This is a genomic window from Clostridium ljungdahlii DSM 13528, assembly GCF_000143685.1.
GTDB lineage: Bacteria > Bacillota > Clostridia > Clostridiales > Clostridiaceae > Clostridium_B > Clostridium_B ljungdahlii.
The window spans coordinates 4441779-4468140 of the sequence record NC_014328.1; the positions used below are offsets into that span (position 1 = coordinate 4441779).

General features: G+C 34.1%; 28 protein-coding genes, 2 tRNA genes and 1 other annotated feature. All 30 genes read right to left on the reverse strand.

What is annotated here, in order from left to right:
* Positions 1 to 3: 3 nt before the first annotated feature.
* The 30 genes from rpsC to cysS all read right to left on the reverse strand — a co-directional run bounded on the left by rpsC (position 4) and on the right by cysS (position 26285).
* Positions 4 to 675 carry a 30S ribosomal protein S3 gene (gene rpsC, locus CLJU_RS20185; protein ID WP_013240686.1) on the reverse strand — a complete coding sequence of 224 codons (672 nt, stop codon included), beginning with the start codon at positions 673 to 675 and terminating at the stop codon, positions 4 to 6.
* 18 nt (positions 676 to 693) lie between these two features.
* Entirely contained in the window at positions 694 to 1029 is a 336-nt protein-coding gene (rplV, locus tag CLJU_RS20190; protein WP_013240687.1) for a 50S ribosomal protein L22, read from the reverse strand.
* A gap of 21 nt (positions 1030 to 1050) precedes the next feature.
* Entirely contained in the window at positions 1051 to 1347 is a 297-nt protein-coding gene (gene rpsS, locus CLJU_RS20195) for a 30S ribosomal protein S19 (RefSeq protein ID WP_013240688.1), read from the reverse strand.
* Between the two features lie 111 nt (positions 1348 to 1458).
* On the reverse strand, positions 1459 to 2292 hold the full coding sequence (gene rplB, locus CLJU_RS20200; protein ID WP_013240689.1) for a 50S ribosomal protein L2: 834 nt from the start codon (positions 2290 to 2292) through the stop codon (positions 1459 to 1461).
* Between the two features lie 54 nt (positions 2293 to 2346).
* The gene (gene rplW, locus CLJU_RS20205) at positions 2347 to 2646 is read right to left on the reverse strand and encodes a 50S ribosomal protein L23 (protein WP_013240690.1); all 300 of its coding nucleotides are present in this window, start codon (positions 2644 to 2646) and stop codon (positions 2347 to 2349) included.
* Positions 2646 to 3266 (reverse strand): 50S ribosomal protein L4, encoded by a 621-nt coding sequence (rplD, locus tag CLJU_RS20210; RefSeq protein ID WP_013240691.1) that lies wholly within the window; start codon positions 3264 to 3266, stop codon positions 2646 to 2648. The genes rplW and rplD overlap by 1 nt, the downstream gene beginning before the upstream one ends.
* 24 nt (positions 3267 to 3290) lie before the next feature.
* The gene (rplC, locus tag CLJU_RS20215; RefSeq protein WP_013240692.1) at positions 3291 to 3920 is read right to left on the reverse strand and encodes a 50S ribosomal protein L3; all 630 of its coding nucleotides are present in this window, start codon (positions 3918 to 3920) and stop codon (positions 3291 to 3293) included.
* A gap of 69 nt (positions 3921 to 3989) precedes the next feature.
* Positions 3990 to 4298, reverse strand: a complete 309-nt coding sequence (rpsJ, locus tag CLJU_RS20220; RefSeq protein ID WP_011988802.1) for a 30S ribosomal protein S10 — start codon at positions 4296 to 4298, stop codon at positions 3990 to 3992.
* A 347-nt stretch (positions 4299 to 4645) separates the two neighbouring features.
* Positions 4646 to 5839, reverse strand: coding sequence for an elongation factor Tu (tuf, locus tag CLJU_RS20225; RefSeq protein WP_013240693.1), 1194 nt, complete (start codon positions 5837 to 5839; stop codon positions 4646 to 4648).
* A gap of 39 nt (positions 5840 to 5878) precedes the next feature.
* Entirely contained in the window at positions 5879 to 7948 is a 2070-nt protein-coding gene (gene fusA, locus CLJU_RS20230; protein WP_013240694.1) for an elongation factor G, read from the reverse strand.
* A 78-nt stretch (positions 7949 to 8026) separates the two neighbouring features.
* The gene (rpsG, locus tag CLJU_RS20235) at positions 8027 to 8497 is read right to left on the reverse strand and encodes a 30S ribosomal protein S7 (protein ID WP_013240695.1); all 471 of its coding nucleotides are present in this window, start codon (positions 8495 to 8497) and stop codon (positions 8027 to 8029) included.
* 155 nt (positions 8498 to 8652) lie between these two features.
* Entirely contained in the window at positions 8653 to 9030 is a 378-nt protein-coding gene (gene rpsL / locus CLJU_RS20240; protein WP_013240696.1) for a 30S ribosomal protein S12, read from the reverse strand.
* A gap of 80 nt (positions 9031 to 9110) precedes the next feature.
* Positions 9111 to 9353, reverse strand: coding sequence for a ribosomal L7Ae/L30e/S12e/Gadd45 family protein (locus tag CLJU_RS20245; RefSeq protein ID WP_013240697.1), 243 nt, complete (start codon positions 9351 to 9353; stop codon positions 9111 to 9113).
* Positions 9354 to 9466: 113 nt separating this feature from the next.
* Positions 9467 to 13003, reverse strand: coding sequence for a DNA-directed RNA polymerase subunit beta' (gene rpoC, locus CLJU_RS20250; RefSeq protein ID WP_013240698.1), 3537 nt, complete (start codon positions 13001 to 13003; stop codon positions 9467 to 9469).
* Positions 13004 to 13020: 17 nt separating this feature from the next.
* Positions 13021 to 16749, reverse strand: a complete 3729-nt coding sequence (rpoB, locus tag CLJU_RS20255) for a DNA-directed RNA polymerase subunit beta (protein ID WP_013240699.1) — start codon at positions 16747 to 16749, stop codon at positions 13021 to 13023.
* 308 nt (positions 16750 to 17057) lie between these two features.
* Complete coding sequence (gene rplL, locus CLJU_RS20260) at positions 17058 to 17429, reverse strand: 50S ribosomal protein L7/L12 (protein WP_013240700.1); 372 nt, start codon at positions 17427 to 17429, stop codon at positions 17058 to 17060.
* A 35-nt stretch (positions 17430 to 17464) separates the two neighbouring features.
* Positions 17465 to 17968 (reverse strand): 50S ribosomal protein L10, encoded by a 504-nt coding sequence (gene rplJ, locus CLJU_RS20265; protein WP_013240701.1) that lies wholly within the window; start codon positions 17966 to 17968, stop codon positions 17465 to 17467.
* Positions 17969 to 18015: 47 nt separating this feature from the next.
* Positions 18016 to 18144, reverse strand: a sequence feature (ribosomal protein L10 leader region).
* A 23-nt stretch (positions 18145 to 18167) separates the two neighbouring features.
* A complete protein-coding gene (rplA, locus tag CLJU_RS20270; protein ID WP_013240702.1) occupies positions 18168 to 18857 on the reverse strand; it encodes a 50S ribosomal protein L1 in 690 nt (229 codons plus the stop codon).
* A 56-nt stretch (positions 18858 to 18913) separates the two neighbouring features.
* Complete coding sequence (gene rplK, locus CLJU_RS20275; RefSeq protein ID WP_013240703.1) at positions 18914 to 19339, reverse strand: 50S ribosomal protein L11; 426 nt, start codon at positions 19337 to 19339, stop codon at positions 18914 to 18916.
* A gap of 70 nt (positions 19340 to 19409) precedes the next feature.
* Entirely contained in the window at positions 19410 to 19931 is a 522-nt protein-coding gene (gene nusG, locus CLJU_RS20280; RefSeq protein WP_013240704.1) for a transcription termination/antitermination protein NusG, read from the reverse strand.
* 41 nt (positions 19932 to 19972) lie between these two features.
* Complete coding sequence (secE, locus tag CLJU_RS20285; protein WP_013240705.1) at positions 19973 to 20203, reverse strand: preprotein translocase subunit SecE; 231 nt, start codon at positions 20201 to 20203, stop codon at positions 19973 to 19975.
* 43 nt (positions 20204 to 20246) lie between these two features.
* Positions 20247 to 20396 carry a 50S ribosomal protein L33 gene (gene rpmG, locus CLJU_RS20290; RefSeq protein WP_013240706.1) on the reverse strand — a complete coding sequence of 50 codons (150 nt, stop codon included), beginning with the start codon at positions 20394 to 20396 and terminating at the stop codon, positions 20247 to 20249.
* A 184-nt stretch (positions 20397 to 20580) separates the two neighbouring features.
* Entirely contained in the window at positions 20581 to 21774 is a 1194-nt protein-coding gene (tuf, locus tag CLJU_RS20295) for an elongation factor Tu (protein WP_013240693.1), read from the reverse strand.
* An 82-nt stretch (positions 21775 to 21856) separates the two neighbouring features.
* Positions 21857 to 21932 (reverse strand) — tRNA-Thr (locus CLJU_RS20300).
* 9 nt (positions 21933 to 21941) lie between these two features.
* A tRNA-Gly gene (locus tag CLJU_RS20305) sits at positions 21942 to 22016 on the reverse strand.
* 84 nt (positions 22017 to 22100) lie between these two features.
* Entirely contained in the window at positions 22101 to 22742 is a 642-nt protein-coding gene (sigH, locus tag CLJU_RS20310; RefSeq protein WP_013240707.1) for an RNA polymerase sporulation sigma factor SigH, read from the reverse strand.
* Positions 22743 to 22815: 73 nt separating this feature from the next.
* Positions 22816 to 23328 carry an NYN domain-containing protein gene (locus tag CLJU_RS20315; protein WP_013240708.1) on the reverse strand — a complete coding sequence of 171 codons (513 nt, stop codon included), beginning with the start codon at positions 23326 to 23328 and terminating at the stop codon, positions 22816 to 22818.
* The gene (gene rlmB / locus CLJU_RS20320; protein WP_013240709.1) at positions 23325 to 24125 is read right to left on the reverse strand and encodes a 23S rRNA (guanosine(2251)-2'-O)-methyltransferase RlmB; all 801 of its coding nucleotides are present in this window, start codon (positions 24123 to 24125) and stop codon (positions 23325 to 23327) included. Before rlmB ends, CLJU_RS20315 begins: the two co-directional genes overlap by 4 nt.
* Before the next feature lie 310 nt (positions 24126 to 24435).
* Complete coding sequence (locus tag CLJU_RS20325) at positions 24436 to 24861, reverse strand: Mini-ribonuclease 3 (protein WP_013240710.1); 426 nt, start codon at positions 24859 to 24861, stop codon at positions 24436 to 24438.
* A 26-nt stretch (positions 24862 to 24887) separates the two neighbouring features.
* Positions 24888 to 26285, reverse strand: a complete 1398-nt coding sequence (cysS, locus tag CLJU_RS20330) for a cysteine--tRNA ligase (RefSeq protein WP_013240711.1) — start codon at positions 26283 to 26285, stop codon at positions 24888 to 24890.
* Positions 26286 to 26362 lie beyond the last annotated feature (77 nt).

Sequence of the window (26362 nt, forward strand, 5' to 3'; positions counted from 1 at the left end):
TCCCTATGCTTTAACTTCTTCCTTGTTTTCAACAGGTTTTTTAGCAGGGAGCACTTCTCCTCTATATACCCATACTTTTACACCTATTTTACCATATGTGGTATTTGCTTCTGCAAATCCATAATCTATGTCGGCTCTTAATGTCTGGAGTGGAATTGTACCTTCATGGTATGACTCAGCTCTTGCAATTTCTGCACCACCAAGTCTTCCTGAACATGTAGTCTTAACACCCTTAACGCCAGACTTCATAGCTCTCTGTATTGTTTGTTTCATAGCTCTTCTAAAGGAAATTCTCTTTTCCAATTGCAAAGCTACATTTTCTGCCATAAGCTGAGCATCAGCTTCTGCCTGCTTTACTTCAACAATGTTTATAAGCACAGTTTTTTCAGTAACCATTTTTTGAATTTCAGCTTTTAAAGCATTAATTCCTTGGCCGCCTTTTCCTATTATCATTCCAGGTTTTGCTGTAAATACATTTAGCTTAACTCTTTTTGCTGCTCTTTCAATTTGAATCTTTGAAACTCCAGCAATAGCAGTTTTTTCTTTTACAAATTTTCTAATTTTATTATCTTCAACTATATTGTCTGCAAAATTTTTCTTATCTGCATACCATTTAGCATCCCATTCTTTAATAACACCAACTCTTAGGCCATGTGGATGTACTTTCTGTCCCATCTGTTTCCCTCCTTCTTATTACTCTCTTTCCTTAACTACCAAAGTTATATGACTACTTCTCTTATTTATTCTAAATGCTCTACCTTGAGCATGTGGTTGAAATCTCTTTAATGTTGGGCCTTCACAAGCATAAGCTTCTGAAACATATAGATTATCCTTATCTAAATCCAAATTATTCTCTGCATTAGCAACTGCTGATTTAAGAACTTTATTAACCACTACAGCTGCATCTCTTGGAGTATATTTTAATATAGCAAAAGCTTCATTTACATTTTTACCTCTAACTAAATTAAGTACAACTCCTACTTTCATTGAAGACATTCTAACATATCTAGCTATAGCCTTAGCTTCCATTTATTCTACCTCCCTTCCTAACTACTTTTGAGAAGCAACACGAGTTGTTTTTTCAGTTTTGTCTGCAACGTGTCCCCTGTATGTTCTAGTTAGTGCAAATTCTCCTAATTTGTGTCCTACCATATCCTCTGATATATATACAGGAACATGCTTTCTTCCATCATGAACTGCTATAGTGTGACCTATCATCTGAGGAAATATCGTTGAACTTCTTGACCAAGTTTTTACAACTTTCTTCTCACCATTTTTATTTAATTCATTTATTTTCTTTAAAAGTGCTTCTTGGACATAAGGTCCTTTTTTTACTGATCTGCTCATTCATTTTGCCTCCCTTCATACAATTTGCATGATATAACTTTTTTGTTTATAGCTAAAAGCGACTAGTTTATTAAATAGAAATCAGTGAAGAGAACATATATTCTCTTCAAACTATTTACTATTTCTTCTCTTAACTATAAATCTGTCTGAATACTTATTATGTTTTCTAGTCTTATATCCTAATGCAGGTTTGCCCCAAGGAGTAAGTGGTCCTGGATGACCTACTGGAGCCTTACCTTCACCACCACCATGTGGATGGTCATTAGGGTTCATAACAGAACCTCTAACTGTAGGTCTTACTCCTAAATGTCTCTTTCTTCCTGCTTTACCTATATTAACTATCTCATGAGTTAAGTTTGAAACTGTTCCAATTGTAGCTCTACATGCTATTCTTACATGTCTCATCTCGCCACTTGGAAGTCTTAATGTTGCATACTTTCCTTCTTTAGCCATAAGCTGAGCTGAAGCTCCTGCAGATCTTACAAGTTGTGCTCCCTTTCCTGCTTGTAATTCTACATTATGAATTATAGTACCAACAGGTATATTTACTAATGGCAAACAATTTCCAACTTTTATATCTGCATCTGGTCCTGAAACTACAGCATCTCCAACTTTTAATCCAACTGGAGCTATTATATATCTCTTTTCTCCATCTGCATAAACTACCAAAGCTATATAAGCTGATCTATTAGGATCATATTCTATAGTAGCAACTTTTGCTGGTATACCATCTTTATTTCTCTTAAAATCTATTAATCTATACTTTTGCTTTGCCCCGCCACCTATATGACGAACTGTTATTTTACCGTGAGCATTTCTACCACCACTTCTTTTTAAAGCTGCAAGAAGTGATTTTTCTGGTACATCTGTAGTTATTTCTTCAAATGTACTTACAGTCATATTCCTTCTTGAAGGTGTAGTAGGTTTAAATCCTTTAACTGCCATAACGGTATTCCCTCCTTTTTTCGCTTATCTGGATTTCTCCAATAACTGCTTTAATTATTGTTCCATTCCATCAAAAAATTCTATTGTCTTACTATCTTCTTTAAGTTTTACAATAGCTTTTTTGAAATCCGCTCTTTTTCCAATATGAACGCCAACTCTTTTTTTCTTTCCTATATATCTTGCTGTTGTTACATTTTCAACGCTTACTCCGAAAACATCTTCTACAGCTTTCTTTATCATTGATTTGTTTGCATGTATGTCAACTATAAAGGTGTATTTCTTCTCATTCATACCAGCCATGCTCTTTTCTGTTACAACAGGCCTTCTTATGATATCATAATTAGTATATTTCATTATGCATACACCTCCTCAATTTTTGATACAGCGTCCTTTGTTATTATAAGTTTTTCATACTTTAATAAATCATAAACATTTAAATTGTTAACAGGTATAACTGATACGCCCTGTATATTTCTACCTGATACATATACGTTTTTATTTGATTCAGCTGTAACAATCAATGCCTTCTTTGCATTGAATGCGTCTAACATCTTTACTATTTCTTTTGTTTTTGGAGTTTCTAATTCTAAGTTTTCCAAAACAACCATTTCGTTATCTGCTACTTTACTTGACAATGCTGATTTCATAGCTACTCTTTTAACTGATTTTGTAAGTGAAATTCTATAGTCTCTAGGTTTTACAGCAAAAACTATACCACCGTGAATCCATTGTGGTGCTCTTATAGATCCTTGTCTTGCTCTACCTGTTCCCTTTTGTCTCCATGGTTTAATTCCACCTCCAGAAACCTCAGCTCTAGTCTTTGCTGACTGAGTTCCCTGTCTCTTATTAGCAAGTAATGCTACAACTACTTGATGAACAGCATTTTCGTTTACTTCAACTCCAAATACTTTATCTGATAATTCAAAATCTTCTACTTTTTGACCTTCTTTATTAAATAATCCTACTTTAGGCATTCTGCATCCTCCTTTCTACTAAGACTAAGCCTTAACTGTATTTCTTATTGCTACAAGTCCTTTGTTAGGTCCCGGTACTCCACCTTTTATTAAAATAATGTTTTTCTCAGGAATAACTTTTGCAACTTCTAAATTTAACACTGTTGTGTTTCTATTTCCCATATGTCCTGCCATTTTCATATTCTTGAATGTTCTGGACGGATCTGAGCAAGCTCCCATTGAACCTGGTGCCCTGTGAAATTTAGAACCATGGGACATTGGTCCTCTTTGAGCATTCCATCTTTTTATTGTACCTTGGAATCCCTTACCTTTAGAAACTCCAGATACATCAACTTTATCTCCTGCTGTGAAAACATCTGCCTTTATTTCCTGGCCTTCCTTGTATTCACTAGCATTTTCAAGTTTGAATTCCTTTATAAATCTCTTTAATGTAACTCCTGCTTTTTCAAAATGTCCCTTCATTGGTTTGTTTACCAACTTTTCTCTTATATCGCTAAAACCAACCTGTACAGCCTCATATCCATCTTTTTCTACAGTTTTCTTCTGTATAACAGCACAAGGTCCTGCTTCAATTACTGTAACAGGAATTACCTTTCCATTTTCATTAAATATTTGAGTCATACCAAGCTTTCTACCTAATATAGCTTTTTTCATTTACATACACCTCCTAAACATATTAGCGGATCGCCAAAACGGTCATAATAGTTAGTAATAAACCACTTATTACAATTTTATTTCAATATCAACACCTGCTGGTAAGTCAAGTCTCATTAACGCATCAACAGTTTTTGGTGATGGGCTTATTATATCTATCAATCTTTTATGAGTTCTTATTTCAAATTGTTCTCTTGAATCTTTATATTTATGTGGGGCTCTCAAAATTGTAACCACATCTTTTTCTGTAGGCAGTGGTACTGGTCCTGCTACTTTTGCCCCTGTGGACTTAGCAGTTTCTACTATCTTTTCAGATGATTGATCTAATATTGTATGATCAAAAGCCTTTAATCTTATTCTAATTTTTTGTTTTGCCATTGTTATTTCCCTCCTTTTCATGCACGCTATGCTTCTTACGTACAACAGCGGATATATTCTGTAAACTGTTCCAGGCGTTTCTTTTATTTTATGAAAGCACTGTCTTTACAAAATCACCGTCGCCTAAGTTCAAGACCTAGGCATACTCAGTCAAGAATTACCCGGAAGCCCGGCAACCTCTTGCCTCATCGCTGTTATAACATCACAACTTCTTAATTATACAATAAATTTATATACATGACAAGTAAAAATTTATATTTCTGCCTATTAAAAAGGAAAGAGTGCACTCTTTCCCTTTTAATACAACATATTTAGTAAATTTTACAAGCAATATATTTCTAGTTTAATTACTCAGTTATTGTAGTAACAACACCTGAACCAACTGTTCTTCCGCCTTCTCTTATTGCAAATCTTAATCCTTCATGCATTGCTACTGGTGTTATAAGTTCTACGTTCATGTCTATGTGGTCTCCTGGCATTACCATTTCTACTCCTTCTGGTAAAGCGATTGATCCTGTTACATCTGTTGTTCTGAAGTAAAATTGTGGTCTGTATCCATTGAAGAATGGTGTATGTCTTCCGCCTTCTTCTTTCTTAAGTACATATACCTGACCTACAAATTTCTTATGAGGATGTACTGTTCCTGGTTTTGCTAGTACTTGACCTCTTTCTACTTCATCTCTCTGTATTCCTCTTAATAGTACTCCGATGTTATCTCCTGCCATTGCCTGGTCTAGAAGTTTTCTAAACATCTCTACTCCTGTACATGTTGTCTTCTTCTTTTCTTCCTTTAATCCTACTATCTCTAATTCGTCTCCGATTTTTAATACTCCACTTTCTACTCTTCCTGTTGCTACTGTTCCTCTTCCTGTTATTGTGAATACATCTTCTATTGGCATTAAGAAGTCTTTATCTGTTGGTCTTTCTGGTGTTGGTATATATTCATCTACTGCATCCATTAATTCATGTATGCATTTTGTTGTTTCTGGATCATCTGGGTTCTCTAATACCTTTAATGCACTTCCTACTATTATTGGTACGTCGTCTCCTGGGAATCCATACTCACTTAATAACTCTCTTACTTCCATCTCTACTAATTCTAGTAATTCTGGATCATCTACCTGGTCTGACTTATTTAAGAATACTACTATATACTGTACTCCTACTCTGCTTGCTAACAATATATGTTCTCTTGTCTGTGGCATTGGACCATCTGCTGCACTTACTACTAGGATTGCTCCATCCATCTGTGCTGCTCCTGTTATCATGTTCTTTACATAATCTGCATGTCCTGGGCAGTCTACATGAGCATAGTGTCTCTTGTCTGTCTCATATTCTACATGCGCTGTATTTATTGTTATTCCTCTTTCTTTTTCTTCTGGTGCTTTATCTATTTCATCATACTTTGTTGCTGCTGCTTTTCCCTCTTTTGACAATACCATTGTTATTGCTGCTGTTAATGTTGTCTTACCATGGTCTACGTGTCCTATTGTTCCTATGTTTACATGTGGTTTGGTTCTTTCATATTTTTCTTTTGACATTACTCTTCCTCCTTAAATACACTAATATATTAATTAAAATTAGCTATTTCTCTCTCCTACAATTTTCTCTTGAATACTCTTTGGCACTTCTTCATAATGGTCAAATGTCATTGAATAAACTCCTCTACCTTGTGTTCTAGATCTAAGTGTAGTAGCATATCCAAACATTTCAGACAATGGAACAAAAGCTCTTATAATTTCAGCTCCTGATCTTGGATCCATTCCTTCGATTCTTCCTCTTCTGGAATTTATATCTCCCATTACATCTCCCATATACTCTTCTGGTATTGTAACTTCAACTTTCATCATTGGCTCAAGTAAAACTGGGTCTGCTTTATTCATAGCATTCTTAAATGCCATAGATCCAGCTATTTTAAATGCCATTTCTGATGAGTCTACATCATGATAAGATCCATCATATAACTTAACTTTAAAGTTTATAGTTTCATATCCTGCAATTACACCATTTTGAGCAGCTTCTTGAATTCCATTATCAACTGGTCCAATGAATTCTTTAGGAATTGCTCCTCCTACAATGGCATTTTCAAATGTATATCCTTCTTCTGAAGGTGACATTTCTATGGAACAATCACCATATTGTCCATGTCCACCAGACTGTCTAATAAATTTACCTTGTGCTTTAACAGTTTTTCTAATAGTCTCTTTATAGGCAACTTGTGGCTCACCAACATTACATTCTACTTTAAATTCCCTTTGAAGTCTATCAACAATTATTTCTAAGTGAAGTTCTCCCATACCTGCTATAATTGTTTGACCTGTCTCTTGATCTGTATAAGTTTTAAATGTTGGATCTTCTTCAGCAAGTTTAGCTAAAGCTATACCCATTTTCTCCTGACCAGCCTTTGTCTTTGGCTCTATAGCTACACGTATAACTGGTTCAGGGAATTCCATACTTTCAAGTACTATAGGACTGTTTTCATCACAAAGAGTATTACCTGTAGTAGTATCTTTCAATCCTACTATAGCACCTAAATCACCTGCACGAAGTTCGTCAACTTCCTGTCTATGATTTGAATGCATCTTTACAAGTCTTGCAATTCTTTCTTTTTTTCCTTTTGTTGAGTTATATACATAAGTACCACTCTTCATAATTCCTGAGTAAACTCTTGTAAATGCTAATTTTCCTATAAAAGGATCTGTAGCAATTTTAAATGCCAATGCAGTTAATGGTGCATTATCATCAGCTACTCTTTCTTCTTCCTCTTTAGTATCCGGATTAGTACCCTTTACAGGTGGTACATCAAGAGGTGATGGCATAAAATCAACTACAGCATCTATCATTGGCTGAACGCCTTTGTTCTTATAAGAAGATCCGCATAAAACTGGAACTATTTTATTTTCAATAACACCTTTTCTCATAGCAGCTACTATTTCTTCTTGTGTTATTTCTGCTCCATCTAAATATTTCATCATTAAATCTTCATCTACATCAGCTACTGCTTCAATTAAAGCTGTCCTATACTCTTCTGCCTTATCTGCTAATTCATCAGGTATTTTAACTTCATCCATAACAGTTCCAAGATCATCTTCGTATATTATAGCTTCATTTCTAATAAGATCTACTATACCTTTAAATTTATCTTCTGTTCCAATTGGGATTTGGATAGGAACTGCATTACAGTGTAATCTTTCTCTCAAAGTATTTATACACATGTAAAAATCTGCTCCTACTGAGTCCATTTTATTTACATAAACCATTCTTGGTACACCGTAATTATCTGCCTGCCTCCATACAGTTTCTGTTTGTGGTTCAACACCACTTTTGGCATCTAAAACAGTAACAGCTCCATCAAGAACTCTAAGTGATCTTTCAACTTCTACTGTAAAATCTACGTGTCCTGGTGTGTCTATTATATTTATTGCATGGCCTTTCCATTTACAAAAAGTAGCAGCAGAAGTTATAGTTATTCCTCTTTCTTGCTCCTGAGCCATCCAATCCATTGTAGCTTCACCATCATGTACTTCTCCTATTTTATGGGTTATTCCCGTATAGAAGAGTATACGCTCCGTAGTAGTAGTTTTTCCGGCATCGATATGTGCCATTATTCCTATATTACGGAACTTCTCTAGCGGATATTCTCTTTCCACTTAAATTTCCTCCTCGCAAGTGTAAATTTAGGATTTGACAAAACTGCTTTAGTAAAAATACCAAAACAGTTTTTAATATTAATATCTATAATGTGCAAAAGCCTTGTTAGCTTCAGCCATTTTATGAGTATCTTCTCTCTTCTTAACAGCTGCACCTGTATTATTTGCTGCATCCATTAATTCTGAAGCAAGTCTTTCTCTCATATATTTTTCATTTCTTTTTCTTGATGCAATAAGAAGCCATCTTATTCCTAAAGTCTGTCTTCTCTCTGGTCTAACTTCTATTGGAACCTGGTATGTTGCACCACCAATTCTTCTTGCTTTTACTTCTAGTAAAGGCATTATATTGTTCATTGCCTCTTCAAAAACTTCCATTGCCTCTTTATTTGTTTTTTCATGAATTATGTCAAAAGCTCCGTAGCATATTTTTTGAGCTACTCCCTTTTTACCATCTTCCATTATACTGTTTACTAATTTTGTAACTACCTTACTATTATATACTGGATCTGGTAATACATCTCTTTTTCCTATATGTCCTTTTCTTGCCACTTTTCTTCCCTCCTTAACAATTAAAATTTAAGTTCATCGGTACTCGGCTTTAATAAAGCCGCAAAGTGCTTTGTACTCCTGCAAAATATGATAAAGTACTGTAAATATATATAAACGCTGAAGACATAGCACTAATACTCAACTTAATTAATCAATTACTTTTGTTTTGGCTTTTTTGCGCCATATTTTGATCTTGACTGCAATCTGTCAGCAACTCCAGCTGAATCCAATGCTCCTCTTACAATATGATATCTGACACCTGGAAGGTCTTTAACTCTTCCTCCTCTTATTAGAACAACGCTGTGCTCTTGTAAGTTATGTCCTATACCTGGGATGTACGCACTTACTTCATATCCATTTGTCAACCTAACTCTGGCAATTTTTCTAAGTGCTGAGTTTGGCTTTTTAGGAGTAGTAGTTTTTACTACTGTACAAACTCCTCTTTTCTGTGGACATTCTTTTAGTGCTGGTGCTGTTGATTTTGTGCTTATTGTCTTTCTGCCTTTTCTTACTAATTGGCTTATTGTTGGCATATCTACACCTCCTCTTTTAATTAAAATATCTTACAATTTATATTAATTATTCTTGAAAGCTTATTTAGTATACTGTATATTTAATCTTTTAATACAGCAGCTGTAGCAGCTCCTACATCTATACCACATAATTTTCCCAATTCTTTCATAGTATCTATATAAATCAACTCAGGGGAATTATCTTCAATTAACACTTTCACTGACTGTATTAACTTATCGTCAGCATCTTTAGCTATATAAACAGTTTTTGCAGTGCTATTCTTTATTGCTTTAACTGTTTGCTTTAAACCGACAACCTTGTTTCCTTTTAGTCTGTTAACCATTATTTTATTCCCTCCTTCAATTCTATATAAATAAAGTACATGATACTTTGTTCTTGAAAAAACATACAGATGTATTTTATCATTTTAATATTGCTATGTCAATAAATTATATGCTACACTTCTGCCTCATCACTTACCTGTTTTTCTTCAGATTTATCTTCTGTATTAATTCTTACAGACCTATACCTGGTCATACCTGTTCCTGCTGGTATAAGTTTACCTATAATTACATTTTCCTTCAATCCTAGTAATGGATCTATTTTGCCCTTTATAGCTGCATCTGTAAGAACTCTTGTAGTTTCCTGGAACGACGCTGCAGAAAGGAAAGATTCAGTTGCAAGTGCTGCTTTAGTTATACCAAGTAAAGCTACCCTTCCTTTAGCTGGTTCTCCACCATTAGCTTCTACTTTTTCATTAGCCTCTTCAAAATCAAACATATCAATCATAGTTCCTGGAAGCAATTCTGTATCTCCCGATTCCTCTATTTTAATCTTTCTTGTCATCTGTCTTATTACTACTTCTAGATGCTTATCATTTATATCAACACCCTGAAGTCTGTAAACTTTTTGAACTTCAGACAAAAGATAATTTTTAGCTCCCTGAACACCTTTTATTCTTAAAATATCATGTGGATTTACAGAACCTTCTGTTATCTCATCTCCAGCACTTATTGTATCTCCATTAGATACTTTAAGTCTTGAACCAAACGGTATATCATAGCTTACTTCTTCTCCAGTATCCATAACTATGGAAACACTTCTCTTCTTTTTGGTTTCTTCCATTTTTACAGTACCTGAAACCTCACTTACTATAGCAAGCCCCTTTGGTTTTCTAGCTTCAAATAATTCTTCAACTCTAGGAAGACCTTGAGTTATATCAGATCCTGCAACTCCTCCAGTATGGAAAGTTCTCATAGTGAGCTGTGTACCTGGCTCTCCTATACTTTGAGCTGCTATTATACCTACAGCCTCTCCTATATCAATTTTCTTTGCAGTAGCCATATTCATACCGTAACACTTTGCACATACTCCATGTTTTGACTTACAGGTAAATACGGACCTAATCTTTACTTTTTTAATTCCAGAAGCTTCTATTTTCTCAGCTATTTTTGGATCCATATAAACATCTTTTGGTATTATTATTTCTCCAGTTTTAGGATCTTTAATATCTTCAGCAGAATACCTACCAGTAAGTCTTTCTGCCAAACTTTCTATAACTTCATTTCCCTCTTTTATTTCAGAAACGTCGTATCCTTCGTGAGTTCCACAATCTTCTTGTCTTACTATAACATCCTGGCTTACATCTACAAGCCTTCTTGTAAGATAACCAGAATCAGCAGTCTTTAATGCAGTATCTGCATTACCTTTTCTAGCTCCGTGAGTTGATATGAAATATTCTAGTACATCCAAACCTTCCCTGAAAGATGCTCTTATAGGAAGTTCTATTATCTTTCCTGAAGGATTTGCCATAAGTCCTCTCATACCTGCAAGCTGCTTGATCTGACTTTTAGATCCTCTAGCTCCTGAATCCGCCATCATAAATATTGGATTGAATTTATCTAGATTATCCATAAGTGCATCTGCAACATCTTCTGTAGTTTTAGTCCATTTCTCAATAACTCTTTGATATCTTTCTTCCTCTGATATAAATCCTCTTCTATACATTTTTTCTATTTTATCTACTGCTGCATCTGCTTCGCCCAAGAGCCTTTTTTTAGCTTCTGGAACCACCATATCTGAAGTGGAAACTGTTATACCACTTATAGTAGAATAATGATATCCTCTAGCTTTTATTTTATCAAGCATTATGGAAGTTTTAGTAGCACCATGCTTCATATAGCACTTATTTATTATCTTACCTAAGTTTTTCTTAGCTACAAGAAAATCAATTTCAAGTTTAAACTCGTTCTCAGGTTTACTTCTATCTACAAATCCCAAATCTTGAGGTATGGATTCATTAAATATTATTTTACCTGGGGTGGCATCAATTATACCACTTATAGTTTTTCCGTCCTTAACCTTAGTAAGTCTAACCTTTATTTTGGCATTAATATCAACCTGTTTTAACTGATATGCCATTATTACTTCGTCCGGTGAAGAAAAAATTCTGCCTTCTCCTTTAGCTCCATCCTTTTCTATAGTTAAATAGTATGAACCAAGTACCATATCCTGTGTAGGCACAACTACCGGCTTTCCATCTGAAGGTTTTAATATATTATGTGCAGCAAGCATTAAAAATCTAGCCTCTGATTGAGCTTCAACAGATAGAGGAACATGTACCGCCATTTGGTCTCCATCAAAGTCTGCATTATATGCAGTACATGCTAATGGATGAAGTTTTATAGCTCTACCCTCTACAAGTACAGGCTGAAATGCCTGAATTCCTAATCTATGGAGAGTTGGAGCACGATTTAAAATTACTGGATGGTCTGATATTACTTCTTCTAATACATCCCATACTTGAGTCTGTACTCTTTCTACCATTCTCTTCGCACTTTTAATATTGTGTGCTAAGCCACTTTCTACTAATTTCTTCATAACAAATGGCTTAAATAATTCAAGTGCCATTTCTTTAGGCAGACCACATTGATACATTCTAAGTTCAGGTCCAACTACTATAACAGAACGCCCAGAGTAATCTACACGTTTTCCCAGCAAATTTTGTCTAAATCTACCTTGTTTACCTTTTAACATATCAGATAATGATTTTAAAGGTCTATTTCCAGGTCCCGTTACTGCTCTTCCACGTCTACCATTATCTATAAGAGCATCTACAGCTTCCTGAAGCATCCTCTTTTCATTTCTAACTATTATATCCGGCGCACCTAAATCTAATAATTTTTTAAGCCTATTATTTCTATTTATTACTCTTCTATAAAGATCATTCAAATCTGATGTAGCAAATCTTCCTCCATCTAATTGAACCATAGGTCTCAAATCAGGTGGGATTACAGGTATTACATCTATAATCATCCAATCAGGCTTATTACCAGATTTTCTAAAAGATTCAACTACTTCCAATCTTCTAATTATCCTTACCTTTTTTTGCCCTGTACTGCTCTTTAGGTCTTCTTTTAGGGTTACAGATAACTGGTCTAAGTCTATTTCTTCTAATAGTTTCTTAACAGATTCAGCACCCATACCTGCTACAAAATTTTGCTCACCATATTTGTCTGCAGCTTCCCTATATTCTTTTTCAGTTAAAAGTTGCTTTTTTAACAGTTGAGTTTCTTTTGGATCTAAAACAACGTAAGACGCAAAATATAGTACTTTTTCAAGAGCTCTAGGTGACATATCCAAGATCAATCCCATTCGGGATGGTATTCCTTTAAAGTACCATATATGGGATACAGGAGCTGCAAGCTCAATATGTCCCATTCTCTCTCTTCTAACCTTTGCCTTAGTTACCTCTACACCGCACCTATCGCAAACTATACCTTTGTATCTTATCCTCTTATACTTACCACAGTGACATTCCCAATCTTTAGTTGGTCCAAAAATTCTTTCACAGAACAGTCCATCTCTTTCAGGTTTTAATGTTCTATAATTTATTGTTTCTGGTTTCTTTACTTCACCTCTTGACCATTCTCTTATTTTTTCTGGTGAAGCTAAGCCTATTTGAAGTGCATCAAAATTATTTAATTCAAACAAGGGTACATCCTCCCTTCCTAATGTTCATCATTAAAATCATCTATTTCTAAATCACTCTGCAAATCATCTAAAGTAAGATCTTCATAATCTAAATCAAGATCTTCATCGCTGTCATTTTCACTATCATTGTTTTCTTCTTGCTCAGTATTATAGTCATCATTTTGTTCTTGAGGTAAATCAGTAGAATCTTCTTTTCCTTCAATATTTACATCTAGTTTTTCCATCTCTTCGTCCACAGACTCTTTAAGTTTGATTTCCTCTTTATTATCATTTAATACTTTTACATCCAAGCATAAAGCTTGAAGTTCCTTTATCAGAACCTTAAATGATTCTGGAATTCCCGGTTCTGGTATATTTTCACCTTTTACAATAGCTTCATAAGTTTTAACTCTTCCAACTACATCGTCTGACTTAACTGTCAATATTTCCTGAAGTGTATGAGCTGCTCCATATGCCTCTAATGCCCAAACTTCCATTTCACCAAATCTTTGGCCACCAAATTGAGCTTTACCACCCAATGGCTGTTGAGTTACTAACGAATATGGTCCTGTAGATCTTGCATGGATCTTATCGTCAACCAAATGTGCTAATTTTAAGATATACATATATCCTACAGTTACAGGCCTATTAAATTCTTCTCCTGTTCTACCATCATATAGTATTGTTTTTCCGTCTTCTCTATACCCTGCTTTTTTCAAGCATTCCAATATATCTTCTTCTGTGGCTCCATCAAATACTGGAGTCGCTACATGCCATCCTAATTTACTGGCAGCCCATCCTAAATGAACTTCTAATACCTGACCTATATTCATACGTGAAGGTACACCAAGTGGATTTAAGCATATCTGAAGAGGTCTTCCATCTGGTAGGAAAGGCATATCTTCCTCTGGTAGTACTCTAGAAATAACACCTTTATTTCCGTGTCTTCCTGCCATTTTATCTCCTACAGATATCTTTCTCTTCTGAGCTATATAACATCTAACTAATTTGTTAACTCCTGGTGAAAGCTCATCTCCATTTTCTCTTGTAAATACTTTTACATCTACAATTATGCCCGCTTCACCATGTGGTACTCTAAGGGACGTATCTCTAACTTCTCTGGCCTTTTCGCCAAATATTGCTCTTAAAAGCCTTTCTTCTGCTGTAAGTTCAGTTTCCCCCTTAGGTGTTACTTTACCTACTAATATATCTCCTGCTCTAACTTCTGCACCTATTCTTATAATTCCTCTTTCATCTATATCCTTTAATGCATCTTCTCCTACATTTGGTATATCTCTTGTAATTTCCTCTGGTCCTAATTTTGTATCTCTAGCCTCAGATTCGTATTCCTCTAGATGTATTGATGTAAATACATCTTTTTTTACTAACTCTTCAGATATAAGCATTGCGTCTTCATAATTATATCCTTCCCAAGTTGTAAATCCCATTCTAATATTTTTTCCAAGTGCTATTTCTCCAAGATCTGTAGAAGGTCCATCTGCTAAAACTGTTCCCTTTTTAACTACTTCCCCTTTTTCAACTATAGGTCTTTGATTGATGCATGTGCATTGGTTAGATCTCTGGAACTTAAGAAGTCTATAAATATCTGTTCCTCCATCTGAGTCTCTCTTAACCCTTACTTCGTTAGCACATACATAAGAGACAACGCCTGCATTTCTAGCTTTAGGAAGTACTCCTGAATCTACTGCAGCCTTGTATTCAATACCTGTTCCTACAATAGGTGCTTGTGGTTTCAAAAGTGGAACTGCCTGCCTTTGCATATTTGATCCCATAAGTGCACGGCTGGCATCATCATTTTCAAGGAATGGTATCATAGCTGTAGCTACAGAAACTAATTGCCTTGAAGACACATCCATATAATCAACGTCTTGACCAGGTACTACAATAACATCTTCTTTATCTCTAACTGTAATTTTATTATCTATAAAATTACCATTTTCATCAATAGGCTCGTTTGCCCTACCTATTAAATATTCATCTTCCTCGTCTGCTGTCATATATACAATTTCATTTGTAACTCTCTTATTTTCTTTATCTACTTTTCTATAAGGCGTTTCTATAAAGCCATATTGATTAACTCTTGCATATGTAGCTAGAGAGTTAATAAGTCCTATGTTAGGTCCTTCTGGCGTCTCTATTGGACACATTCTTCCATAATGTGAGTGATGAACATCCCTGACTTCAAATCCAGCTCTTTCTCTTGAAAGTCCGCCTGGTCCTAAAGCAGATAGTCTCCTCTTATGGGTAAGCTCTGACAATGGATTAGTTTGATCCATGAATTGAGAAAGTTGAGAACTTCCAAAAAACTCTTTTATAGACGCAGCTACTGGTCTTATATTTATAAGAGCTTGAGGTGTTATAACTTCCTGATCCTGTATGGTCATTCTTTCCTTAACCACTCTCTCCATTCTTGAGAGACCTATTCTAAATTGATTTTGAAGTAATTCACCAACAGATCTAAGTCTTCTATTTCCAAGATGGTCTATGTCATCAGTATGACCTACTCCATATGCTAATCCCAACTCATAGCTAATGGTAGCATACATATCATCTCTAACTATATGTTTTGGAATTAATTCATGGATGTTCTTTCTTATTTGTTCCTTAATACTTTCCTCATCACTATAATTATCTAAAATTTTCTTTAAAGTGGGATAATGAACACTTTCTTTTATATTTAAATCATCTATATCAAAGTCAATAAAACTACGTATGTCTACAAAGTTATTACCTATAACTCTTAAAACTATATCTTCAATTTGGATATCTACTACATTTATTCCACACTGTTGGATTTCTACTGCCTTTTCTCTATTTATCTTTTCACCTTTTTGGATAAGAATTTCTCCTGTATCTGGATTAACTACATCCTGTGCTGCTATCTGATTAGCAATTCTTAGGTGTAATGATAACTTCTTATTGAATTTGTATCTTCCAACTCTTGAAAGATCATATCTTTTCGCATCAAAAAATAAAGATTCAATTAGTGATTGGGCACTATCCACTGTAGGAGGTTCTCCCGGTCGTAACCTTTTATATATTTCAAGCAAAGCCTCTTCATGAGTCTTTGTATTATCTTTTTCAATTGTGGCTTTTAGCCTTTCATCCTCTCCAAAGAAATTAGTAATTTCTGCGTCTGTACCATAACCCATGGCTCTAATAAGAATAGTTATGGGTAACTTTCTAGTTTTATCTATTCTAACGTATATTACATTGTTAGAGTCAGTTTCATATTCTAGCCAAGCTCCTCTATTAGGTATTACAGTTGAAGAAAAAAGATTTTTTCCTGTTTTATCAACTGAAAGATCATAATATACACCTGGTGATCTTACAAGTTGGCTAACTATAACTCTCTCTGCACCATTAATTATAAAGGTTCCTTGCTCCGTCATAAGAGGGAAATCTCCCATAAAAACTTCTTGCTCTTTAACTTCACCAGTTTCTTTGTTAATTAGCCTTACTTTTACTTTTAAAGGTGCTGCGTAAGTTGCATCTCTTTCTTTACATTCCTCTACAGAATATTTGATATTATCCATATCTAACTTATATCCTACAAATTCCAAATTAAGGTTAGCAGTATAATCTTGAATAGGATTAATATCATCAAATACCTCTTGTAATCCTTCTTTCAAAAACCAATTGTAGGAATCTAGCTGAACCTCAATTAAATTAGGCATGTGGCCTATTTCTTTAAGTCTGGAAAAGCTCATTCTTGTTCTTTTACCAACCTGGACAGGATGTACCATTGATTTTTCACCCCTTGCATAAACTAAAAATAACCAAAAACATTCACAATGTATATATATGTACTATATGGATGTTTATGGATTTATTAATTGCCATTGTAATAGTATAACCTATTTTTTTATAATTAATTCAATTTGTGTTAAATAATAAAGTATTTATGTTTTCTGCATAACTAATCAATGCAATTTATTATGTTATCATAATATCAAAAAATTGTCAACAATAAAATTTGTAAACTTATAATAAAAAACTATAAAAGGGGCACTTTAAATTAAAGTGCCCCTTTTATAAGCCTTATATTAATTTATTACTTTAATTCTATTTCAGCACCAATTTCTTCAAATTTAGCTTTCATAGCTTCAGCATCTTCCTTGCTTACAGCTTCTTTTAAAGTCTTAGGAGCTCCATCTACTAATGCTTTAGCTTCTTTCAATCCTAATCCTGTTGCTTCTCTAACTGCTTTTATAACTTTTATCTTTTCTCCACCTGCAGCTTTAAGTACTACGTCAAATTCAGTTTTTTCTTCTGCTCCAGCTGCGGCTCCTGCTCCTGCAGCTCCTGCTACTGCTACTGGTGCTGCTGCACTTACTCCAAATTCTTCTTCACATGCTTTTACTAATTCATTTAATTCTAAAACACTCATCTCTTTTATTGCTTGAATGATTTCTTCTTTACTCATTAATGAACACCTCCAAAATTTCTCTCTTTAAATTATTAAGCTTCTTCTGATTTTTGTTTTTCTTCAATTGCATTTAATGCATATACAAAATTTGATAATGGAGCTTTGAAGCTTCCAAGTAATTTTGCAATAAGTACTTCTTTCGGTGGTACTGTAGCAAGCTCTTTAACTTTATTTTCATCAAAGATTTCGCCTTGAACAATTCCTGCCTTTAGTTCTAAAACCTTATGATCTTTTGAAAAATCATTAAGAATTCTTGCTGGTGCAGTTGGATCTTCATATCCAAATGCTATAGATATTGGACCTATAAAGTAATCTTCTAATTGGTCAAATCCCAATTCTTTAGCAGCTCTTAAGGCTAATGTGTTTTTGTAAACTTTATATTCTACACCTGCATCTCTTAATTCTTTTCTAAGTTTAGTATCCTCTTCTACAGTTAAGCCCTGATATTTAGCTAATATTACGCCCTGAGCCTTTTCCATTTTTTCCTTAATCTCTTGAACTCTAGCTTCTTTTACTTCTCTATAATTCTTTTTCACTGTGTATCCACCTCCTTGCAGTCTAAACTACAATACATAATAAACACATATAAATTAAAAAGTCTCTCCATAGACACAGAGAGAGACCAACTATACTTTCTATTGGAATCCTTGATAGGTTGGTTACACCGTTATGCTATCGCACCTATTGTCTACGGAATATTTACATATTTAATTTTTGCATCACATACAAGTTAATTTAATCTAAAACTTTTGTTGAATTTATCTTTATTCCTGGTCCCATAGTACTTGATATTACTACAGACTTCAAATATTGACCTTTAGATGCTGATGGTTTTGCTTTTACTACAGCTTCCATTAATGTATGAAAGTTATCTAATAACTTTTGTGATTCAAAAGATTTCTTTCCTATTGGAACATGAACTATACTAGTTTTATCTACTCTATATTCAACTTTACCAGCCTTAATCTCCTCTATTGCCTTTGCAACATCAAAAGTAACAGTACCAGATTTAGGATTTGGCATTAATCCCTTAGGTCCAAGCACTCTTCCTAATCTTCCTACAACTCCCATCATATCTGGGGTTGCTACAACAACATCAAAATCAAACCAATTTTCTTTTTGAATCTTATCAACATATTCTTGTGCACCTACGTAATCTGCTCCTGCTTCCTGAGCTTCTTTAACCTTAGCGCCTTTTGCAAATACAAGTACTTTAACTTTTTTTCCTGTTCCATGAGGAAGAACTACAGCTCCTCTAACTTGTTGATCTGCATGTCTTGGATCTACTCCAAGCTTTAATGCTAATTCTATTGTTTCATCAAACTTTGCTTTTGATGTTTTTAAGACAAGTTCTATAGCTTCTGATGGTTCATATAATGTACCTTTATCAATAAGCTTAGCACTTTCTACATACTTTTTTCCCATGTCGAAATCCTCCCTTGTGGTTTTAACGGTTTATACCTCCCACTTATTTTGGTTAACTAGTCTTCTACAGTTATTCCCATACTTCTTGCAGTTCCTGCTATCATCTTCATAGCAGTTTCAACTGATGCAGCATTTAAATCTGGCATTTTTGTTTCAGCAATCTGTCTTACTTGCTCTTTAGTTACTTTAGCAACTTTAGTTTTATTTGGTACACCAGATCCACTTTCTATTCCTGCTGCTTTCTTTAGTAATACTGCTGCTGGAGGAGTCTTTAGTATAAAACTAAAAGATCTGTCCTGATATACAGTAATTACTACTGGAATTATAAATCCTGCTTGTTTAGCAGTCTTAGCATTGAATTCCTTACAAAAACCCATAATGTTTACACCATGCTGTCCAAGTGCTGGTCCAACTGGTGGTGCTGGGCTTGCTTTTCCTGCAGGAAGTTGAAGTTTTATCATTCCTACTACTTTTTTAGCCATAATATACACCTCCTATATGTGGTTATGTATAAATACATCTCCCACTTACTATAAACTTTTGCTTTATGCATTATTCTATTTTTTCTATTTGATTAAAATCAAGTTCAACAGGAGTTTCCCTGCCAAACATGTTAACTAAAGCTTTAATTTTTCTTTTCTCAGTATTTATTTCCTGGATAACAGCTAAGAAGTTCTCTAACGGTCCCGATTTCACCTTTACATTTTCTCCTACTGATATATCTACATTTACTGGTTTTTCGCTAATTCCCATATCCTTTACTTCTTCATCAGTAAGTGGAACAGGTTTAGAACCAGGTCCAACAAAGCCTGTAACTCCTCTAGTATTTCTAACTATATACCAAGAATCATCAGTCATTATCATGTGTATTAAAACATATCCTGGGAATACTTTTTTTAAAGTTATTTTCTTTTTTCCATCTTTAATTTCAACTTGCTCTTCCATTGGAACCTGAACATCATCTATCCAATCATAAAGGTTCCTATTTTCTATGGTTTTTTCAAGATTAACTTTAACTTTATTTTCATAACCAGAATATGTATGAACTACATACCACTTAGCTTTATCTGACATAACTCTAGGGACAAAACTATTTCTTAGTCCCTACCTCCTTTTTATTTCATAATAATCTTAGCTAAAGAATTAAATCCAAAATCTATAACTCCAACAATCACCACATAAATAGCACAAAATACAATAACGGCAATTGTAGCTTTTTTTGTATGTTCTTTAGAGGCCCAAGTTATCCGTTTGAATTCTGATACTAGTCCTTTAAAAAAATTAAAGAACCCACCTTCAAGTGCTGTCTGCTTATCAACTTTTTTCATATCACCGTTTGCACCCATTTGCTCACATCCTCAAAACAATTTAATATGTGCCTCTACAATATTATCTAGTTTCTTTATGAACTGTGTGTTTATGACAAAAAGGACAATACTTTTTCATTTCTAATCTATCTGGATCATTTTTCTTGTTTTTCATTGTATTGTAATTTCTTTGTTTACAATCTGTACACGCTAGTATCACTTTTACTCTCATTATTCTCTAACCTCCTAATATAGCTCACAAACATAATCAATTAGAAATTTATTTTGAAAATCATGCATTACTTAACTAAATTATCACAACTTAGTTTTTATGTCAATGGCTTAAAATATAAACAGGTACTACCTAATTTTTTACTTTCAAAGGGACTGGATTTAGAAACCCAGTCCCTAAAATATTACTCAGTTATTGTAGTAACAACACCTGAACCAACTGTTCTTCCGCCTTCTCTTATTGCAAATCTTAATCCTTCATGCATTGCTACTGGTGTTATAAGTTCTACGTTCATGTCTATGTGATCTCCTGGCATTACCATTTCTACTCCTTCTGGTAAAGCGATTGATCCTGTTACATCTGTTGTTCTGAAGTAAAATTGTGGTCTGTATCCATTGAAGAATGGTGTATGTCTTCCGCCTTCTTCTTTCTTAAGTACATATACCTGACCTACAAATTTCTTATGAGGATGTACTGTTCCTGGTTTTGCTAGTACTTGACCTCTTTCTACTTCGTCCCTCTGTATTCCTCTTAATAGTACTCCGATGTTATCTCCTGCCATTGCCTGGTCTAGAAGTTTTCTAAACATCTCTACTCCTGTACATGTTGTCTTCTTCTTTTCTTCCTTTAATCCTACTATCTCTAATTCGTCTCCGATTTTTAATACTCCACTTTCTACTCTTCCTGTTGCTACTGTTCCTCTTCCTGTTATTGTGAATACATCTTCTATTGGCATTAAGAAGTCTTTATCTGTTGGTCTTTCTGGTGTTGGTATATATTCATCTACTGCATCCATTAATTCATGTATGCATTTTGTTGTTTCTGGATCATCTGGGTTCTCTAATACCTTTAATGCACTTCCTACTATTATTGGTACGTCGTCTCCTGGGAATCCATACTCACTTAATAACTCTCTTACTTCCATCTCTACTAATTCTAGTAATTCTGGATCATCTACCTGGTCTGACTTATTTAAGAATACTACTATATACTGTACTCCTACTCTGCTTGCTAACAATATATGTTCTCTTGTCTGTGGCATTGGACCATCTGCTGCACTTACTACTAGGATTGCTCCATCCATCTGTGCTGCTCCTGTTATCATGTTCTTTACATAATCTGCATGTCCTGGGCAGTCTACATGAGCATAGTGTCTCTTGTCTGTCTCATATTCTACATGCGCTGTATTTATTGTTATTCCTCTTTCTTTTTCTTCTGGTGCTTTATCTATTTCATCATACTTTGTTGCTGCTGCTTTTCCCTCTTTTGACAATACCATTGTTATTGCTGCTGTTAATGTTGTCTTACCATGGTCTACGTGTCCTATTGTTCCTATGTTTACATGTGGTTTGGTTCTTTCATATTTTTCTTTTGACATTACTCTTCCTCCTTGTTGGTTATACACATCTTATTTAAGTAAACTCATCCTGGTGTGTTGTAAAAACTTTATACATCATTATTGGAGCCCATGACCAGGATTGAACTGGTGACCTCCACCTTACCAAGGTGACGCTCTGCCTACTGAGCTACATGGGCAATTTCTCTTGGAGCGGGAAACGGGACTCGAACCCGCGACGGCCAACTTGGGAAGCTGGTGTTCTACCACTGAACTACTCCCGCCAATAAACTTCAATTAAATATCAAAAGTAACATATCAGTTATTAATTCTAATACAAGTATATTTTTTTGTCAATATACTATTTTTTATTTATGAATTAAACATTTTTCCAATTTTCTTTTAACTCTCTGTAAAGCATTATCTATAGACTTGGCATGTCTATCTAAATCACATGCAATTTCTTGATATGACTTCCCATCCACATAAGACATAAGTACTTCCATTTCTAAATTTGACAACACTTCTCCTATTTCACTTTGTATATGATTTAGCTCTTCCCTTCCAATTACAAGTTCTTCGGGATCTGCCACCTTAGTTTCAGACAAAACATCCAATAAAGTTCTATCTGATTCTTCATCATATATAGGCTTATTTAAAGATATATATGTATTTAATGGAATATGCTTCTGTCTAGTAGCAGTTTTTATAGCAGTTATTATTTGACGGGTCACGCAAAGTTCTGCAAAAGCTTTAAAAGATGATAACTTATCTGGTTTAAAATCTCTTATAGCCTTATATAAACCTATCATACCTTCTTGGTAGATATCCTCCTTATCCGCACCGATTAAAAAATATGACTTTGATTTTGATTTAACAAAATTTCCATATTTATTTATCAGGTACTCTTGAGCACTTACATCCCCTTTTTTTGCTTCAATAACTATTTCTTCATCTAATTTTTCTTCAAAGGGGGAAACTTTCCTAGCATTATAACTCCTATTATCCAAGGTATCCCCTCCAACATAATTATAAACCACTGCTACAATTATACATTAAAAGTAAATTTATAGTCAATACATTTTAGTCACTTTTACGAATCTTTTCAAGTATTTCCAATACATCCTCTTTTATGCTATCCTCCAAAGTATTTCTTTGCTCGTGATATTTCTTTTCAATTTTACTTTTTATATGGTTCTCAACATTATTAACTTCATGATAAAATTCAATAGAAGACATCCTAACAGCGCCCCTTTGAAATGTTACTTGCTGTTCCAGCGAATCAGAAGTTACTACAAATACCTCATTTTTACGTCCTATATTGTTTACAGTTCTTTCTATAAAACTATCTGCCGTCTCATTCTCTTTAGTAAATACTACTACAACATTTTTATTAATTTTTTCTTTTTTTTCTAAGCTTCCCGATACCATATGGGCATCAAATACTATAAAAACTTTATAGCCCTTATATACCGAATAATTGCTTAAAGTTTCTATAAGCGACTGTCTTGCGGTTTCAAGGCTATAATTTTTTATATTATTTAACTTAGGCCAACTATTTATAACATTATATCCATCTACAAAAATATTTCTCAACTTCTACCACATTTTATTCTTTGCTTTAATATTTCATACATCAATATGCCACCTGCCACAGAAGCATTTAAGGATGATACTCTTCCTACCATAGGTATCTTTACCAGCACATCACATTTTTCTTTAGTCAATTTAGCTATTCCTCTTCCTTCACTTCCTATTATTAAAGCCGCAGGTCCCTTAAAATCGACATCAAAGCAATAATTTTCTCCACTCATATCAGCCCCATATACCCATATACCATCTTTCTTTAATTTTTCTATTGTAGTATTTAAATTTGTAACTTTACATATTTTCATATACTCTGCTGCTCCTACAGAGGATTTATATACTACAGGCGTAATTCCCACATTTCTTCTTTTAGGTATTATAATTCCATGAGCACCGCATATTTCAGCAGTTCTTATTATTGCACCAAAGTTATGGGGATCTTCTATTTCATCTAATACAATTATAAAAGGAGCTTCCTTTTTTTCTCTGGCGTATTCTAGTATATCCTCTACTTCACAGTATTTATAGGGAGTTATCTGTGCAATTACTCCTTGATGTGCTCCTGTTTGGGAAATTTTGTCTAACTTTTTTCTATCCACCTGTTTTACAACTATATGCTTCTCTTTAGCTTTAGCAAGTATTATATTTATAGAACCTGACATATTTCCCTCTGCAAGAAAAATCTGTTCTATAGTTGTATTACTTGATTTTAAAGCTTCAATAACTGCATTTCTGCCTTCAATTAAATCCTCTCTAAACTCAGTTTTATCTGTCAAGTTCGTTGATTTTTTATACTTATTTTTCATAATCCTACCCTTTATACCTCAATTTCTTATTTACTTTTTTCGTCTACCTTATATTTCTTTCGTATCTCTTATAATTTTCCACAAGTCATTTTCCCTTCCGAGCAATATCCATTTACACAGGAAGGTCCACAGTTCATAAACAGAGTTCTTGGCATCAGATGGAGTTTTGACTCCACCTGATGCTTAGGAATCGTTATCCAGGGACGTAGCTACTCTTTAATCCCACTTGGAGAAGTGGGATTATTAGAGCAGGTAGTCATCGGATAAACAAATTAGGCGTATATTCAATTAGCTTAACCTTTAATGCCAATTAAAATCCCCCTTTATTCTTCAAGTTTATTATAAACCTAAATAAATAATTTAATCTATCTCGGTTACCTATTAAATATAAAAAGCCAATTAATGTTTCAAATCCAGTTGCAAATCTATACTCCTGTACATCTGCATTTTTAGGAACTGTCCCTGACTTAGCGTTTCGTCCTTTTTTAAAAAAATACATTTCTCTATCAGATAACTCTTGTTCCAGTTTTTTTATAACTTCACTTTGAGAATGTGCCTTTACAAATTTTATAGCTTCCACATGCAAATTGTGTACAGACATATTTCTGTGTTCACTGGCTAAGTAAGTTCTTACAAACACCTCATATACAGCATCTCCAATAAACGCAAGTGCAAGGGGACTCATCTGTCTTACCTCTGCTTCACTCATTCTTATCTCTAACAAATCATTTTCCATCTTTATCCCCCGTTAAATTATAATCTCTATACTCTTTTCCATCTTACTCCTTCTGGTGTATCTTCTAATACTATTCCCTGCGCCTTCAAATCATCCCTTATTTTATCGGAAAGTGCCCAGTTTTTTTCACTTCTAGCTATTTGTCTCTTCTCTATTAAAGCTTCAATTTCTTTTTCAATGCTTCCTCGTTTAGATTGCTGTAGTATTCCAAGTGGAGCTCCCAGTTCCCTTATTAAATTGAGCGAATCCCTAATTACTTCCACAGAGGAATCCTTATTTATGCTTACATTTATATCCTTTACCAGGTCAAAAATTACAGATATAGCATCTGCTGTATTAAAGTCATCATCCATCTTTTCAATGTATCTTTGCTTGTACTTACCTAATTTATTTCTATACTCTTTTTCATTTTCTGAAATTGGTATGTCTTCTTTATTATCTAAAAGATTTTCTAAATTTGTTATTGAATTGTACAATCTATCTAACGCTGATTTTGTAGAATCTAAAAGTTCCATACTAAAATTTATTTGAGTTCTATAATGACCTGATAGCATAAACATTCTTATTACGTCCGGTTCGTACTTTTCCAGAATTTCCCTTACAGTAAAAAAGTTGTTTAATGATTTTGACATCTTTTGGTTATTTACATTTACAAAAGCAGAATGCATCCAATACCTAGCAAATGTTTTACCGGTCCTACCTTCACTTTGAGCTATTTCATTCTCATGATGGGGAAACATTAAATCAGACCCTCCTGCATGTATGTCTATAGTTTCTCCTAATAAATCATGCGCCATACAAGAACATTCTATATGCCATCCCGGTCTTCCCATTCCCCAAGGGCTTTCCCATGCAGGTTCACCAGGTTTTTGCCCCTTCCAAACTGCAAAATCCATAGGATCTTTTTTTCTCTCATCAACATCTATCCTAGCTCCTGCTCTAAGATCATCTATATTTTGTCCGGAAAGTTTTCCATAATTGCTAAATTTTTTTGTACTAAAATAGACATCCCCATCTATCTCATAGGCATAGTCTCTATCTATTAAATCTCCTATAAATTCAATTATTTTTGTTATGTATAAAGTAGCTCTAGGATTTACAGTAGCTCTTTTTATATGCAAGGCATCCGCATCCTTATAATACTCTTTTATAAACTTATCTCCCAGTTCTTTTACAGTTATATGCTCATCTTGTGCTTTTTTTATCATCTTATCATCAATATCCGTAAAATTTTGCACGAATCTTACTTTATATCCCTTGTACTCTAAATACCGTCTAACCGTATCAAACACAACAAAAGTTCTTGCATTGCCTATATGAAAAAAATTATATACTGTAGGGCCACATACATACATTTTTACTTCATCGGAATCCAATGGAACGAATTCTTCCTTTTCCCTGGTCATTGTATTAAAAATTTTCATGATATTTTGGCCTCCTTGTTTAGTTTCTCTATTTATATAAGCTAAATTAAAAATATAAATAAAGTTTTTTACACCAA